The sequence below is a fragment of the Flavobacteriaceae bacterium genome (assembly GCA_014075215.1).
In the GTDB taxonomy this organism is placed as follows: domain Bacteria; phylum Bacteroidota; class Bacteroidia; order Flavobacteriales; family Flavobacteriaceae; genus Polaribacter.
The window spans coordinates 1,927,593-1,944,629 of record CP046177.1 but is presented as its reverse complement, the minus strand read 5'-3'; the positions used below and the strand labels follow the sequence as shown (position 1 = coordinate 1,944,629).

General features: G+C 34.3%; 11 protein-coding genes, 1 pseudogene and 1 riboswitch. Of the genes and pseudogenes, 6 read left to right on the top strand and 6 right to left on the bottom strand.

The genetic code is table 11. From position 1 onward, the window contains the following. Nucleotide 1: 1 nt before the first annotated feature. Together GKR88_09580 and GKR88_09575 are read right to left on the bottom strand one after the other, a co-directional pair. Entirely contained in the window at nucleotides 2–649 is a 648-nt protein-coding gene (locus tag GKR88_09580; protein QMU64508.1) for a DUF4290 domain-containing protein, read from the bottom strand. A 66-nt stretch (nucleotides 650–715) separates the two neighbouring features. Beyond that, nucleotides 716–3,040: an AAA family ATPase gene (locus GKR88_09575; protein QMU64507.1), complete on the bottom strand. Its 2,325-nt coding sequence runs from the start codon at nucleotides 3,038–3,040 to the stop codon at nucleotides 716–718. A 187-nt stretch (nucleotides 3,041–3,227) separates the two neighbouring features. Between GKR88_09575 and GKR88_09570 the strand changes: the two genes are divergently transcribed. The 4 genes from GKR88_09570 to GKR88_09555 all read left to right on the top strand — a co-directional run bounded on the left by GKR88_09570 (nucleotide 3,228) and on the right by GKR88_09555 (nucleotide 6,381). Then, nucleotides 3,228–4,388, top strand: coding sequence for an IS4 family transposase (locus GKR88_09570; GenBank protein ID QMU64506.1), 1,161 nt, complete (start codon nucleotides 3,228–3,230; stop codon nucleotides 4,386–4,388). Nucleotides 4,389–4,534: 146 nt separating this feature from the next. Then, a complete protein-coding gene (locus GKR88_09565; GenBank protein QMU64505.1) occupies nucleotides 4,535–5,155 on the top strand; it encodes a transcriptional regulator in 621 nt (206 codons plus the stop codon). After that, nucleotides 5,156–5,881, top strand: coding sequence for a DUF3307 domain-containing protein (locus GKR88_09560; GenBank protein QMU64504.1), 726 nt, complete (start codon nucleotides 5,156–5,158; stop codon nucleotides 5,879–5,881). It begins immediately after the preceding gene. Then, entirely contained in the window at nucleotides 5,869–6,381 is a 513-nt protein-coding gene (locus tag GKR88_09555) for a hypothetical protein (protein ID QMU64503.1), read from the top strand. Before GKR88_09560 ends, GKR88_09555 begins: the two co-directional genes overlap by 13 nt. A gap of 48 nt (nucleotides 6,382–6,429) precedes the next feature. Here GKR88_09555 and GKR88_09550 read toward each other — a convergent pair whose 3' ends face one another. After that, a complete protein-coding gene (locus GKR88_09550) occupies nucleotides 6,430–8,352 on the bottom strand; it encodes a TonB-dependent receptor plug domain-containing protein (protein ID QMU64502.1) in 1,923 nt (640 codons plus the stop codon). Between the two features lie 121 nt (nucleotides 8,353–8,473). Beyond that, a riboswitch (cobalamin riboswitch) is annotated at nucleotides 8,474–8,660 on the bottom strand. Nucleotides 8,661–9,112: 452 nt separating this feature from the next. Between GKR88_09550 and GKR88_09545 the strand changes: the two genes are divergently transcribed. Further along, nucleotides 9,113–10,261 carry an ABC transporter substrate-binding protein gene (locus GKR88_09545; protein QMU64501.1) on the top strand — a complete coding sequence of 383 codons (1,149 nt, stop codon included), beginning with the start codon at nucleotides 9,113–9,115 and terminating at the stop codon, nucleotides 10,259–10,261. Between the two features lie 35 nt (nucleotides 10,262–10,296). Here GKR88_09545 and GKR88_09540 read toward each other — a convergent pair whose 3' ends face one another. The 3 genes and pseudogenes from GKR88_09540 to GKR88_09530 all read right to left on the bottom strand — a co-directional run bounded on the left by GKR88_09540 (nucleotide 10,297) and on the right by GKR88_09530 (nucleotide 15,296). Further along, the gene (locus tag GKR88_09540; GenBank protein ID QMU64500.1) at nucleotides 10,297–12,942 is read right to left on the bottom strand and encodes a DNA gyrase/topoisomerase IV subunit A; all 2,646 of its coding nucleotides are present in this window, start codon (nucleotides 12,940–12,942) and stop codon (nucleotides 10,297–10,299) included. Nucleotides 12,943–12,995: 53 nt separating this feature from the next. Beyond that, nucleotides 12,996–13,262: pseudogene (locus tag GKR88_09535) on the bottom strand (hypothetical protein). Between the two features lie 177 nt (nucleotides 13,263–13,439). After that, a complete protein-coding gene (locus tag GKR88_09530) occupies nucleotides 13,440–15,296 on the bottom strand; it encodes a type IIA DNA topoisomerase subunit B (protein ID QMU64499.1) in 1,857 nt (618 codons plus the stop codon). A gap of 484 nt (nucleotides 15,297–15,780) precedes the next feature. Here GKR88_09530 and lysA point away from each other — a divergent pair, with 484 nt between their 5' ends. Further along, complete coding sequence (gene lysA, locus GKR88_09525; GenBank protein QMU64498.1) at nucleotides 15,781–16,986, top strand: diaminopimelate decarboxylase; 1,206 nt, start codon at nucleotides 15,781–15,783, stop codon at nucleotides 16,984–16,986. Nucleotides 16,987–17,037: the final 51 nt, after the last annotated feature.

Here is a 17,037-nt window from a genome sequence, read left to right as displayed (position 1 = left end):
TTTATCTTTTTCTATTTTTGTTGTTTTGGTGGTTTTTGTTCTTGTTTTTGTTGTTTTTAGATTGACCTTGTGTATTTCTTTTTTTCAATAGATTCTTTGATCGGATCAAACTTTCTTCGGTGTCTCTAATATCGATTTTACCGTTTGATAATTCAAATAAATGATTAAAAATGATTTCATCTTCTACTGTATCTTTATTCCAATTTAAAAAGCACTTTTTCATGTGATTCGCAATCGTAAATACCAAGGCTTCTTTCATATCTCCGTCTTCCCAGCTCAATGCAGTATCTATCATGGTCTGAATATTGTTCCCGTAAAAACGATATTTGGATGCAGATTTCGGATATGCTAATACTTCCGGTTTTTGTTGTAATTCTTCTTTAGAAGGTTTCTCATAAGGTGCATCTGCTTCTAATTTAAAATCGGACATGATATATAGCTGATCCCATAATTTATGTTTAAAATCCGGTACATCTCTAAGATGAGGTTGTAAATTACCCATGACCCGTACAATGGCTTTTGCCATCTTATTTCGTTCTTCCTTTGTTTTTAGAGCAACGCAGTGATCTACCAGTTTCTGAATATGTCTTCCATATTCCGGTATGATTAGGTGTGGTCTTTCCGAGTTGTATTCCAAATCAAATGTCATTTTTAATCTTTTTAATTTATATGGCAAGTTAACTTATTTATTTCTATTTATTCACTATAACGGCCTTTACCCTAATATTTTTAAGTTTGCAAATTTTAACAATAAATTTTTCTTACCTGCTGTTCCGAACTGAATTTTGGCTTTTTTGTTAGCTCCCGAACCTTCCAGGCTTATAACTTCTCCTTTACCAAACCTATCATGTTCCACAATATTACCTACACTAATTTTAGTATCAAATAGATTTGTATTGTGAGGCATGGCCTGAGCAACTTTTTTTAGGTTTTTTGGCGGCTTAAAAGCGATTTGTTCGGCTCGTTTGTTCACTACTTTTTTGCGCTGTATCGGTTTTTGAAAGCGATTTTTTTTGGGAGTATCTTCAAATAAACCTACGTCAATAAATTTATTAACAGACGCTACAGGTATTGCCGGGGTAAGGTATTCTAAAAAGCGCTCATCTATTTCTTCGATAAACCTGCTGGGTTCTCCGTCAGTAAGTTTGCCCCATCGATATCGTGTTTGTGCATAACTTAAGTATGCTTGTTTTTCTGCCCTGGTGAGTGCAACATAAAAAAGCCTTCTTTCTTCTTCCAGTTCAGTTCTTGTATTCATACTCATTGCCGAAGGAAATAAGTTTTCTTCCAATCCAACGATATATACATAGGGAAATTCGAGCCCCTTTGCCAGGTGAACAGTCATTAAAGAAACCCTAGGGGTATCGTCTTTTTTATCGGAATCAAAATCGGTTGCCAATGCTACATCTTCTAAAAATACAGGTAATGAGGCATCCTCCCCTGTTTCTATTTTATCTGTAATAAAATCTTTGATACCATTTAAAAGCTCTTGTACATTTTCAACTTTGCTGATTGCTTCGGGAGTTCTGTCATTTTCCAAGTCTCTGATCAACTTCGTTTCCCTTACTATAATATCTGTAATTTCATATGCATTTTTAGTTTGTGCTTCTATTTGAAAGCGCAAAATCATATGCAGGAAGTTCTGAAGCTTTGTTTTTGTTCCTGCGTTGATTTTTAAATCGATTTTATCAATGTGTTTTAGTATCTCAAATATTGATTTTTTGTAGTGATTCGCCGCAATAATCAATTTATCTATAGTCGTAGTGCCAATACCTCTCGCCGGGTAGTTTATGATTCTTTTTAATGCTTCTTCGTCATTGGGGTTCATTAACAGTCTCAAATAGGACAGAATGTCTTTGATTTCTTTTCTTTGATAAAATGAAATACCTCCGTATATCTTATATTTTATGTCTTTTTTCCGCAATGCGTCTTCTATTGCTCTGGATTGGGCATTGGTACGATATAAAACAGCAAATTGGTCATTCTGTAATTGAAAATTCATTTTGTTATCAAAAATAGATTGTGCTACAAAACGTCCTTCTTCACCGTCGGAAATGGTATGCATTACTTTGACAGGTTCTCCCGCTTCATTAGATGTCCAAACCTCTTTATTTAATTTGGTTTTGTTTTTTTCTATAACCGAATTTGCCGCATTTACAATATTTTTTGTCGACCTGTAATTTTGTTCTAATTTAAATGTTTTTACATCCGGATAATCTCTCTGAAAATTCAGGATATTTTGGATGTTTGCTCCTCTAAATGCGTAAATACTTTGAGAATCATCTCCTACTACGCAGATATTCTGAAAACGATCTGCCAGGGCTCTTACGATTAGATATTGCGAGTGATTGGTATCTTGGTACTCATCTACCAAAATATATCTGAATCGATCCTGGTATTTTGCCAACGTTTCCGGAAAAAGAGTAAGTAGCTCATTGGTTCTCAACAATAAATCATCAAAATCCATAGCTCCGGCCCTAAAGCATCTGTCCACATATTCTTTATAAACTTCTCCTGTTTTAGGTCTGCTTGCCATCAGATCTGTTTCTTGTAAACCGGAATCATTAAAATACGCTGTTACGGTGATTAATGAATTTTTAAAAGAAGATATCCTGTTGACCATTTGTTTTGGTTTGTATCGTTCTTTATCCAACTCCATTTCTTTGATAATCGCAGTCATTAAACGAACTGAATCTTGTGTATCGTAAATAGTAAAATTCGAGGGAAAACCTAATTTATCTGCTTCTGCCCGCAAAATTCTGGCAAACACAGAATGAAAGGTACCCATCCATAAGTTTTTAGCCTCATTTGTACCAACAATACCTGCAATTCTCTCCTTCATTTCCCGGGCTGCTTTGTTTGTAAAAGTAAGTGCCAGAATGTTAAACGCATCCACCCCGCTATTCATTAAATGTGCTATGCGATATATTAATGCCCGTGTTTTGCCGGAACCTGCTCCTGCAATAATAATCATAGGGCCTTCTTTTTGTAAAACAGCTTGCTTTTGCTCCGGGTTTAAAGAGTCTAAATAGTTAACCAATCATTCAGTATTAAGTAGTCTCAAAAATACCATTCCTATACGATTGTAACAATAAAATTTGCTGTTATTTTCTTTAGTACATGACAAAAAATATAATTAATTGATTATCAGTAAATTAAATGTTAAATAATTAAAATAAAGCATTGATTTTCAGTATATTAGAAGAATAACATCACTCATTTTTCTAATGAAAAAAACCAATGCTTCCACTAAAAGTAGTGAATTAAATTCAGTTTTAAGTTCTCATTTCCAAGGTAAGATCAATTTGGCAAGAATCAAACTCATATCACATTTCATTATCGCCCTCTGTAAGGTACAGACAGTTACCTTTGAAAAGGTAGCCAACGCTTTTGAGACCTCAGTAGATTCGAAGTCATCACTCAGACGTATTCAAAGATTTATTGCTGATTATTCGTTGGATGGAGATTTGATCGCTCGTCTTATATTTAGTCTCCTTCCTAAGCAAGAGGGATTGATCTTGAGTATTGATAGGACCAATTGGAAGTTTGGTCAGACCAACATCAACATTTTTATGTTGGGAGTTGTCTATAAAGGTGTTGCCTTCCCATTTATTACACGCTTATTAATTGACGGTGCCGTGTTGGGAGTTGTCTATAAAGGTGTTGCCTTCCCATTGTTATTTACTATGTTAGATAAGCCAGGGAACTCTAACAGTCAGGAGCGTATTGATCTTGTGAATCGTTTCATAAGACTTTTTGGCAAAGATGTTATTAAATCCATTGTAGCCGATAGAGAGTTTGTAGGTAATCATTGGTTGGATTTCTTGAATACAAATGGAATCAAATATTATATCCGCATTCGAAACAACTTTAAGGTAGAGCTTCCTGATAAGAACAAAACCATCAAAGTATTTCACTTGTTTAATCCACATAAGATCAATGAGTTTGTGTATTATCCTAAAATTGTACGTGTTAATGGTCAGCTTTGTTTCCTTTCCGGATGCAAGTTGTACCCAAAAAATGGAAAGCCTGATTTCTTAATCATTGTATCGTTCAACGCTCCTGATAAGGCCTTTGAACAATACAAAGAACGATGGCAGATAGAGATGTGTTTTAAAGCAATGAAAGCCAGTGGCTTTGATATTGAAAACACACACCTGCAAGATATTAAGCGTATTGAAAAATTAGTACTGCTTGTAATGATGGCTTTCGTATGGTGTTACAAAGTTGGTATATATTTACATCAGATTAAGCCTATCAAAATAAAAAAGCATGGAAGAATGGCTAAAAGCATATTCAAATATGGATTAGATTATATCGCTTCTGTGCTATTAAACCCTGTAAATCAAAACAATATGAACTTGACTAAATTTTTGTCATGTACTTAGGTTATTTTCTCAACAATTATTCGGGCTATAACCCGAATAATGATAAATTCGGCTTATAACCCGATAAATTGATAATTCGCCTTATAACCCGATATTTTTTTGATTTTTATATATAAAAATGTATCTTTACATACAATTTAGTGTGTATGACCAGTATCGTTACCGGAGATATTATTAATTCCAGGGATGTTTCCAATACATTGTGGCTTCCACTATTAAAGGAAGTGTTTAATAGGATTGGATCTTCTCCAAAAACCTGGGAAATATACAGAGGAGATAGTTTTCAGTTAGAAATTTCAGATGCAAGTACAACATTATTAGAAGTAATGAAGATTAAAGCCGCTGTAAAAACTATTAAAGATCTGGATGTCAGGATGGCGATAGGTATCGGCTCAAAAGATTTTGATTCTAATAGAATTACCGAATCAAGCGGACAAGCTTTTATAAACTCCGGATATGGTTTTGACAATTTTTTAAAGAAACAAACACTCGCTATAAAATCTACCTGGGAAGCGTTAGATCAGGAAATGAATATTTCTTTAAGCTTGGGTTTACTGGTTATGGACCATTGGACACAAAACTCTGCCGAACTCGTTAATCATACTTTAAAAATGGAACCTAACCAAACTCAAAAAGAATTGGCACATCTGTTAGGTATTTCTCAGAGTAGTGCCAGTGAGCGTAGAAAACGCGCGGGAATAGATGAGCTTTTAAAGTTAGAAAAACGATATAGAAAATTAGTTTTGTCTTATATAAATCAATCATGAATGGTATTATTCTTAAAACTGTTATTAGCTCACTTTTTAGGAGATTTTGTTTTTCAGCCAAAACAATGGATAAAAGGTAAAGAGGAGAAGAAGATTCGATCGTTTGGTTTGTACAAACATATAGCTGTACATGCTTTATTACTCTTATTATTTTTAGAATCGAATTTTAAAAACTATTGGTTGGGTTTTGCTGTAATTATCATTTCACATTTTTTTATTGATGCTTTAAAAATATCCATACAAACCGAAAAAACGAAGCGAAGTTTATTTTTTATAGATCAGTTATTGCATATTATTGTTTTGGCAGGTATTGCTTCTTATTACGGTAATTTTGAAATTTCATTAGCAAAAATTATTAGTTTCAGTAACCTATTGTATATTGTTTTTATCGTTTTTGCAACTTTTGTAAGTGCTGTTTTTATTAAAACCATTATTTCCAGGTGGCATCCGTATACTGAAGATAAAGAGGATGATTCGCTATCTGAAGCCGGAAAATATATTGGCATGTTAGAACGTTTATTAGTTTTTATTTTTATTGTTATCAATCAATGGGCGGCAATTGGTTTTTTAATGGCAGCAAAATCCATTTTTAGATTTGGTGATTTAACCTCTTCTAAAGACAGGAAATTAACAGAGTATATTTTAATTGGCACCTTATTGAGTTTTGGTATGGCAATCATAACCGGATTGTTGTTTTTATATATTGATTTAAAATGGAAGATATAATCATACAGGGTTTGTTATATATGCTACCTGCTCTGGTTACGGGCGGAGTTGCTTTTTATATATTTAAGAGGCTTTTAATAGAAAACAGAGGCGATAAAAAAATTGCTTTGCTCAACAAAAATAAAAGCGATGCTTTACATATGAAGTTGCAAGCTTATGAGCGGATACTATTATTTTGCGAACGTATTAATCCTATTAAATTATTACTGAGAGTAAAACCCATAGGAAATAAAACGAATAGCTATCTACAACTTTTAATTGGCAATATAGAACAGGAGTTTGAGCATAACATGGTACAGCAAATCTATATATCGGATCAGTGTTGGAACGTAATTATTACTTCTAAAACCGCAGTAATCAACAAGTTGAAACAGGTTTCGGAAAATTCGGATTCTGCAAATGATTTCAGGGAAAATGTATTATTGCAGTATTCCAAAATAGCACCTCCTACAGATACTGCCATTACATTTATTAAGCATGAAGTAAAAAAACTACTATAATAAAACCTCACAGGTTTTTAAAAACCTGTGAGGTTTAGGAATCTCTTTTTATAATTGTAATCTCAATCCGAATTTATAGTTTCTACCCCTGGTTGAATACCCTAAAATATCTTCATAATCTTCGTTGAAAAGGTTTGTTACTGATCCAAATAGTGTGACTTTTCCGTCTAATATCTTGTGATTCATATTGATATCCAACAGTTGATAAACAGGTAAGTCTTGAGAAGCGGTAGCAAATGTATTTGCATCAAAATATCTTGCCAACCGTCCTCCCGTATTTTTATATACTAAAGATAAAAATGTTTTTTTAATGGTACTGACCTCAACAGATGCGATCAATTTATTTTTAGGAATGTAATCTATATCTTGTTTTTTGTTTGTATACGTATATCCCGCTACTATTTGTATCTTTTTTGGAAGTTTTATTGTAATTTCCGATTCAATACCATTTACTTTTAGCGTTTCTCCGGAATTTATATAAACTCCAAAGGGAGGTGCATTCAAACTCTGAAATATAAAAGCATCTTTTTCTTCTCTGTTAAAATAAACAATGCTAAAATCCAACACATTTTTGAAAGAAGAATTCAACCCAAATTCTATGGTTTTACTGGTCTCGGGTTGTAGAGATGTATTGCCAAAATCGGAAAAGAGCTGATAGGTGCTCGGTGCTATAAAAGCTGTACTATAGGAAGATAAAGCCCTTATTTTTAATTTTTCATCATTGATAATTTTGTAAGATATATTAGCATCGTATACAAAGTGATTTCCATATAAGCTGTGCACATTTAACCTCCCTCCAATAGTAGCACTCAAACCATAATCTGCGATGTAAACCAATGACAAATATGGGTCTTTGGTAGAAAAATTAGCAATCTCTTTATCTATATTTCCAAACGGAGAAATAGTATAATTGCTATGCTCCTGATAGTTAAACCCCGTAATTAATTGCAATTTATTTTCCGGGAAATTTATTTTGTTTACCAAATCTATATTTGTGCTTCTTCCTTCAAATACAAAAGTGGAAGTAGTGGTATTTGTTCTCTTTATTTTATTAACTGTAACCAGAATATAAAATTCTCCTGATGTATACTTAAATCTTGGCCTTACGCCTATTCTTAATTGTGTATGCAATCCATTATTAACATCTGAATCAACATAATTTCCCGCATCGTAATCATATTTAAATTCATCAAAATTCAAAAAACTTTCCAAGGATAGTTTGTCATTAAATTTATAACCTAATTTGAAAAATCCGTTATTACTTGTATACAAATCATCTTCGAAAACAGTATCCGTATTACTTCTGGCTGATGACATTCCGTCAGTACCTGCCAAACCATAGGAGGCTAAAAAGTGAACATCTCCCAAAATCCCGCTAATGTTTAGATTCTGACTCCTGTCAAATAAATCTGAACTCCTTATGTTTGCAGTATTATTGGTTCCTAAATTTGCTTCATATACCGCTTTAACTTGTTTTTTTGATGCTTTTTTAAGCCTGATATTGATAACTCCCGTTGCTGCTCCGGTTCCATATAGAGTTGACGATGCCCCTTTTAAAATTTCAATACTTTCTATCTGATTTAAAGATAGCAACCTCAAATCATATTCCTGATCAATTCCCGACGGATCCGATACCGGAACTCCATCTATTAAAACTAAAACTTGCCTGCTTCTTCCACCTCTGATATAGGTACTTCTGGGCTCGGAAGAATTTGTGTTTGTTCCCCTGATCTCTATTCCCGGAATGGTATTTAGCATGTCTAGTACTGTTTTCCCTGCATTGTTGAGTATATCTTTTTGAGTAATCTTGTAGACTACTTTGCCCGTATTTTCTTTTTTCGATTCAAATTTTGTTGCGGAAATGATAACTTCTTCAAGTACTTCTAACTTGTCTTCTCCATTTTGGGCAACTATTTTAGTACCCACCAAATACATTGATAGCATACTAAAAAACACGTATTGTTTTTTCATTTTTTGGTGATTTATATAAATTTTAAATTCTCAATATTGAATTTTTCAATCCTTTAATTCTTATAAATAAATCAGGTAAGTTTTTTGCGTAATGACAGCACACAAACCCTTATCCCGAAAGTTTTTTATTTGTGATTAAGGTAGGTCTCCTGACTTGCGTCTTGTAACAAACCTTCCCATTTTACATGTAAAACAGTGGTCAAAAGTTTTTTGTTACAAGCTTTGTAGCTTACAGTTGCGGGAACAGTTTCGGATTTACACCGAATTCCCTTTTAATATCATTACTAACCGAATTGAACTCGTTTTGACTTTTTGTCTTTAACCAAAAATGAACTGAAATTTAACTAGATAAGGCACTTTTTGAAAGCTATAGCAGTGCTACAGGTAAAAAAAGTAACGAAATATAGGTGAATTTCAGTCATTTTTCAGGAAATAGAAAAAGTCAAAATGAGTTCATTAATAATGATAACCAAAATCACAACAAATGTAGTATATTTTATAAAGAACTCCTTTAGTTTTTTCTATTTGCTAAAAGTTAAAATAGAAGAAAGACACTTCAAAAACATTTTGTAATCTTGTAATACCAGTTATTATTTGAAATTACTGTAAAAGAAAATGATGATTTTTTTCTTTATTGAAGTTATAAAAATAAAGCATAGCCTTAGTTACGGTTTCTTTTTATAGCGAACAAGAAAGGAAAAAAGAGCATTTTATTACGGTAATCTCAAGTGATAAATGGTATAATATAGAAACCTGTTGTATGCGAATCCTTTCATATATCAAAATATATTTTCTTTTATGGGTCCTTTTAACTTCTTGTGATCGAAAAAATACCGTAAAAAAAACGTATGAAACCTCACAAGAAAAAGAGTTGGTAAAATACGCTAAAGGTTTTGATATTCGATACTATGAAAACTATAAAGAGCTTATTGTAAACACTCCTTTTTTAAATTCTTCCGATACTATTGTATATAGAATTTATACAAAACTCAAAGGTGCTGTTCTATATGACAGAATGCCCAATGAAATACATGTTCCTGTCAATCGTATTGTGCTTACATCTACAACTCATATTCCTATGGTGGAGCTTTTGGAAAACGAAAATAGTATTGTCGGTTTTCCCAACACCAGGTATGTTTCTTCGGATAAAACAAGGGCACTGATCGATTCGGGAAAAATTACAGAACTGGGAAAAGAAGCGGAATTAAATACGGAAATATTAATTGACATACATCCTGAAATAGTAGTCGGATTTTCCGTATATGGAAATGATACTTCGTATGACATTATAAAAAAAGCCGACATACCGGTAATTTTAAACGGCGATTGGTTGGAAGATACTCCGTTGGGAAGAGCTGAATGGATTAAGTTTTTTGGCGTATTATTTGATAAAACCAGAGAAGCAGATAGTATTTTTCGTAAAATAGAGCAAGATTATATTGCCGCAAAAGCGATTGCAAATAACGCTACAAAGCAGCCTACTGTCCTTTCCGGATCCGTTATGAATAAAGATATATGGAATTTACCGGCGGGAGACAGTTTTGTTGCACGGTATTTAGCAGATGCCAATTTAAGCTATCTATGGAAAAATACGAAAGGGAAAGGAAGCTTGTCTTTGAGTTTCGAGAGTGTTTTTGATAAAGGACAAACTGCTGAATATTGGATTGCTCCCGGCTATTTTTCAACTAAAAAACAATTATTAGACAGTAATCCCCTTTATGGAAGTTTTGCTGCTTTTAAAAACGATCATATCTATACACCAACCACAAAAAAAGGGAAAACAGGCGGAGTAATCTATTATGAATTAGCGCCAACCAGACCCGATTTGGTGTTAAAGGATATCATTAAAATTACTAAACCTGATTTGCTTCCGAATTATAGGCTTACCTTTTTTGAAAAGATGAAGTGAAAACTAATGTATCAATTGGTATATATAACTATCGATTAAAACAATGTTGTTTGCCCTTCATCTTCATTTTCGGTATTCGTGCTTTCATCAGCAATTTTTTTCTTATCGCCTTCAACTATTTCTTCTTCGACAACTTCCATAGTGTCTACGGATAGTTCCTCCGGCTCATCATAAGGTAAAGGCGTAAGCAAATTAACTTTCCTTATCTTTTCTGCAGTCAGTTGATTCCCCAGTGCTTTAATTCCTTTAATGGCAATAAAATCTTCAAAGTTAACTTCAATATTCTTTAATGAGCGTTTTGAAAACTGAACCTCGGCAACAGGCCTGTAATCCGTAGCAATAATTTCCAACTGTGATCTTGGGTGTTCGGAAATGAATAGCTCTTCTTTATCAACTGTTTCTATCAGAAAACGCTTCACAAAGTAGCGTTCTTTTTCTCTGTCAAAATAGATCACGGAAACGGGTTTTTTAGGTTTCCATTTTTCCAAAACGATCATTGTATCTTCAAAATGCATTCCTAAATCCGGTGTAACTGCTTTGATTTTTCCCGTTTGTGTGGCAATTAGAATTTTATCTTCAGCTTTAAATTCTCCTAACAGTACTCCTCTTCCGTCAACATTTAAGCGTTTCACGGTATCGTCAAACCAAATTTTACGAGGCTTTAGGGTAGAGATTCCTGCCGATTTAAATTCGACTTTACGAATTGCGTATTTGGTAATGGTATTCCCCCTTACAGCTCTTCCTTTTACTGCCAAATCCGCAAAATCAATATCCCACTTTAATTTTTTAATACTCCCTACTGCCCGTAGCAAAATAGTAACCACTTCCGCCTCTCCGTTCGGATTAGCAGAAAAATAATGTACCACGGAATTAGCACTTCCTGTCGTTAAGTCATACTCTTTATCACGAGTTACTCCGGTAACCGTAAAACGTTTCATATAACTGGGGCCATTTTTGCCATCTCTGTACATCATGTTATACACCGTTCTCCTATCTTTCTTTTTAAACACCGCAATATGAATAATATCTTTTCCTATAAAAGTCTTTGCCGCTACCTTTGTCACCACCATCTTACCATCTTTTCTAAAAACAATAATATCATCTATATCCGAACAATCAGTAACATATTCATCTTTCCGTAATGAAGTTCCAATAAAACCTTCTTCTCTGTTTACATATAATTTTGTATTTCTTATAACTACTTTCGTAGCTACAATATCATCAAAAATCCTGATCTCTGTCTTGCGCTCTTTCCCTTTTCCGTATTTTTCTTTTAGCTTTTTAAAATAAGCTATAGCATAGTCAATCAGATGTTCCAAATAATCTTTTATTTTCGCTATTTTATCTTCCAGGCTTTCTATAAATAATTTGGCTTTGTCGATATCAAATTTTGAAATTTTCTTAATTCTGATTTCCGTCAATCGTACAATATCTTCTTCCGTAACGGCTCTTTTTAAATCTTCAATATGTGGTTGCAATCCTTTATTTATTGCAGCAATTACACCTTCCCAGGTTTCTTCTTCTTCTATGTCGCGATAGATTCTGTTTTCAATAAAAATACGTTCTAAAGAGGCAAAATGCCATTGTTCTTCTAATTCGTAAAGTTGAATTTCCAATTCTCTCTTTAAAAGCGAAACCGTATAGTCTGCTGATGTTTTTAGCATCTCACTTACTCCGATAAAGCGAGGTTTGTGATCTTCTATAATACAGCATAAAGGAGAAATAGCATTTTCGCAGCTTGTAAATGCATATAGCGCATCAATTGTTTTATCTGGAGAGATATTCGGTGGCAAATGAACTAAGATTTCTACATTTGCAGCCGTATTGTCTTCTATCCGTTTGATTTTAATTTTTCCTTTTTCATTTGCTTTGACAATACTCTCAATTAAAGTTGTGGTTGTCGTTCCGAAAGGAATTTCAGAGATGACCAATGTCTTTTTATCTAACTGGGATATTTTTGCTCTAACCCTCACCTTTCCCCCTCTCATACCATCGTTATAATTGGTAAAATCCGCAATGCCTCCGGTGAGGAAATCGGGGACTATCGTAAAGTTTTTTCCTTTTAAATATTTAATGGAAGCGTCAATAAGTTCGTTGAAATTATGAGGTAATATCTTTGTGGATAAACCTACTGCAATGCCCTCTGCTCCTTGTGCTAGCAACAATGGAAATTTTACAGGCAGGTTTACGGGTTCTTTTTTCCGGCCGTCATAGGAGGCCTGCCATTCCGTAGTTTTGGGGTTAAAAACAACTTCTAATGCAAATTTTGATAAGCGTGCTTCTATATATCTGGAAGCCGCGGCTTTGTCTCCCGTTAAAATATTTCCCCAGTTTCCCTGCATATCAATCAGCAATTCTTTTTGCCCGATTTGTACCATAGCATCGGCGATAGAAGCATCTCCGTGCGGGTGGTATTGCATGGTATGCCCTACAATATTTGCCACTTTATTATAACGTCCGTCATCCAAATCTTTCATAGCGTGCATAATACGGCGTTGTACAGGCTTTAATCCGTCATTAATCGCAGGAACCGCTCTCTCTAAAATTACATAAGATGCATAATCTAAAAACCATTCTTTGTACATTCCTGTTACTTTCGTAATGGTTTCCTGTGATTCGACCGATTCCGGTTGATTCTTCAATTCTTCATCGTGTTCGTATTTGTGAGTCTCTTCGTCCATATATTTTAAACGTTTAGACACTTAAATTTTAATTGTTTTTCTTATGAATTTCCTGTAGGAGAAAATTTTACTGAAATATTCTGCATTTGATTTTTTATTTCCTCCGGGAAATCATCAATATCATAATTCATTTCCTTGAAAACATATATCAAATTTTTTAAATTTTCTTCAGAAGTATCAATCCAAAAATCCACATCAGCCGAATGTCTCTGGTAGCCGTGAAAATTGACAGCTCCGCCACCAACCATAATCATTCTAACTGAAAAATGATTAGCTAATGAAACAAAAGTATCTATTTTATGCTCCCAAATATTATCCATCAATTACAATTAAAAAATGATCTTTTTTTTCGTTTTTTTATTCGTCGGATACTTTTTCAAACGTTCCATCATTCTATAAAAAAACCGCACCCGCTCCGACGGGCCTAGTCTTAAGAATTCCTCTCTTTGCCGGCGGTTGCTCTCTTCTTTGGTTTGAAATGTAATTTTCATTTTTAACTATACTTCTTCTACAATATCCAATTCAACTTTTAGGTTTTCTATAATAAACTTCTGCCTGTCCGATGTATTCTTACCCATATAGAACTCCAACATTTGCTCAATTGACATCTCTTTATCTAACATTACGGGATCCAGACGGATATCATCTCCTATAAAATGTACAAATTCATCAGGAGAAATTTCACCTAGCCCTTTAAATCTTGTAATTTCCGGTTTTCCTTTTAACTTTTCAATGGCCTGCTGTTTTTCTTCTTCGGAATAGCAATAGATGGTTTCTTTTTTATTTCGAACTCTAAACAACGGAGTTTCTAAAATGTACAAATGTCCCTCTTTAATTAATTCGGGGAAGAATTGTAAAAAGAATGTAATTAAGAGTAAACGAATATGCATTCCGTCTACATCTGCGTCGGTGGCAATTACTATATTATTATAGCGTAGATCTTCCAGACTGTCTTCTATGTTTAATGCTGCTTGCAACAGGTTAAATTCTTCATTTTCATATACAATTTTTTTAGACAATCCGTATGAGTTCAGGGGTTTTCCTTTTAGACTAAATACGGCTTGTGTATCTACATTACGAGATTTAGTGATAGACCCTGACGCAGAATCTCCCTCTGTAATAAACAAAGTGGTTTCCAGATGGGTTTCTTTTTTAGTATCTCCCAGGTGAATACGGCAATCACGTAACTTCTTATTATGTAAACTGGCTTTTTTGGCGCGCTCTCTGGCCAGTTTTCGGATTCCGGAAAGTTCTTTTCTTTCTTTTTCCGCCTGTAAAATTTTACGTTGAATGCTCTCTGCTACAACTGGATTCTTGTGCAGATAATTGTCCAGGTGTGTTTTGAGAAAATCATTGATATACGTTCTTACTGTCGGCAAACCTCCGCCCATTTCCGTAGAACCCAGTTTTGTTTTGGTCTGACTCTCAAAAACCGGTTCCATTACCTTAATACTTATCGCTGAAATTATAGATTTTCGAATATCGGAAGCTTCAAAATTTTTTCCGAAAAACTCACGGATGGTCTTTACCAAAGCTTCTCTAAAAGCTGCCTGATGTGTCCCTCCCTGTGTTGTATGTTGGCCATTTACAAATGAATGGTACTCTTCCGAATACTGTGTTTTGCTGTGTGTAATGGCCACTTCTATATCCTCTCCCTTTAAATGGATAATGGGATATAGCATATCGTCTTTATTATTGTTATCTTCCAGCAGATCTTTTAAGCCGTTTTTAGAAAAATATTTTTCTCCGTTAAATACGATGGTCAATCCCAGGTTTAGATATACGTAGTTTTTTAGCATCTTCACTACATATTCACTTCTAAATTTGTAGTTTTTAAAAATGGTTTCATCCGGTTCAAAAGAAACTTTTGTGCCTTTTCTTCTTGTACTTGCCTTAGGAGATTCCCGGTGAGTCAAATTTCCTTGTTGAAATTCTGCTGCCGCTGATTTATGATCTCTGTTAGATTCTACTCTAAAATAAGTAGACAGTGCATTTACCGCTTTGGTTCCTACTCCATTTAGTCCAACTGATTTTTTAAACGCTTTTGAGTCGTACTTTCCGCCCGTATTCATTTTAGAGACCACATCCACCACTTTTCCCAATGGGATTCCACGCCCGTAATCTCTTACCGTTACTCTATTGACCTGAATAGAAATTTCAATGGTTTTCCCTGCTCCCATCACATATTCGTCAATAGAATTGTCGAGTACTTCTTTTATCAGTATATAGATACCATCATCGGCAGAAGAACCATCTCCTAACTTACCGATATACATACCGGGCCGCATCCTGATATGTTCCTTCCAATCAAGTGAACGGATATTGTCTTCGGTATATTTAATTTCCTGAGTCATAAAAATCTTTCTGCGGTTTTGAAGTGGTTGCTAAAATAAGGTTTCCAAAGAAAAATTAAAATGCTCTTGTTGATTAGTTATCAACAGTATTTTTATTGTGAACTCGTTTAAACTTTTTGAATTTGCTAAAAAATTGCTGTTTTCTACTCTGTTTTTGTCTTTTTTTCCTTCCGTAGCACTGCTATGCAACTCAAAAAAGCCTTTAACAGAGCTAAAAACTTCTAATTTTCGCCTAAACCCAAAAAGTCTAAATGAGTTCTGTTTTTGTCAATAGACTTTTGTGTTTTTTGAATCGAGATTCAAAAATTCAAAGATTCAAGGTTGAGCCTGGATAAGGTCGCTTTTTTTAGGTATGTTCAGTAACTAAGCCTGAAACCCGGAGCCTTCCAACTTTTACACTTTCTAACTTTAAACTATATTTAGGTATCAAAACAGGCATTCCATTATATTTTAATTTGCTATTTTCGCCCGACAAAACAGTACCATGAATCGAGAAACTTTACTTCAACTGGCTGAAAAATACGGGAGCCCTCTGTATGTCTATGATACCCGGAAAATTGCTTCGCAGTATAAAAGGATTACGGATGCTTTTTCCGGTGTAGATCAAATGCAGGTTAACTATGCCGTAAAAGCGTTGTCAAATATCAACATTTTAAAGTATTTTAATCAATTAGGGTCCGGGTTGGATACGGTTTCCATCCAAGAGGTTCAACTAGGTTTGGAAGCAGGTGTTCCTCCTCAAAAAATTATCTATACACCTAATGGAGTTTCTTTGGAAGAGATTGAGCAGGTTGCCAAAAAAGGAGTTCAAATCAATATTGACAACCTTTCCATTTTAGAATTATTTGGCCAAAAACATCCCAAAATTCCTGTTTGTATACGTATCAATCCCCATATTATGGCAGGTGGAAATAGTAAGATTTCCGTAGGGCATATTGACTCAAAATTCGGAATATCTATTCACCAGGTTCCGCATATCAAACGTGTGATTGCAAATACCGGAATACATATTAACGGAATTCATATGCATACGGGTTCCGATATTTTGGATATTGATACGTTTTTGCGTGCCACGGAAATTTTATTTGAGGTAGCCAATCAGTTTGAAAATATTGATTTTATCGACTTTGGAAGCGGATTTAAGGTTCCTTATAAAGAAGGAGATATTGCTACGGATATAGCGCAGTTAGGCATTCAGCTTTCCGAACGGTTCAATTTATTTTGTAAATCGTATGGAAAAAATATCACTTTGATGTTTGAGCCCGGAAAATTTTTAGTTTCCGAAGCCGGGTATTTCTTAACAAAAGTAAATGTGGTAAAGCAAACTACCTCAACGGTTTTTGCAGGGGTTGATAGTGGGTTTAATCACTTGATAAGGCCCATGATGTATGATGCATACCATCGTATTACCAATATTTCGAACCCAACAGGGAGCGCGCGCTATTATTCTGTAGTAGGCTATATTTGTGAAACCGATACTTTTGGTACTAACAGGAGAATCAGTGAAATCTCTGAAAAAGATATTTTATGTTTTCACAACGCAGGTGCCTATTGTTTTTCTATGGCTTCAAACTATAATTCCAGATACCGGCCGGCAGAAGTTATGATGTATCAGGAGAAAGACTACCTTATTCGCAAAAGGGAGACTTTTGACGATATTTTAAAAAATCAGGAGATGGTTGAGTTGTGAATATAGTTTAAAGTTGGAAAAGTGTAAAAGTCAGAAAGTTGATAGTGTTGA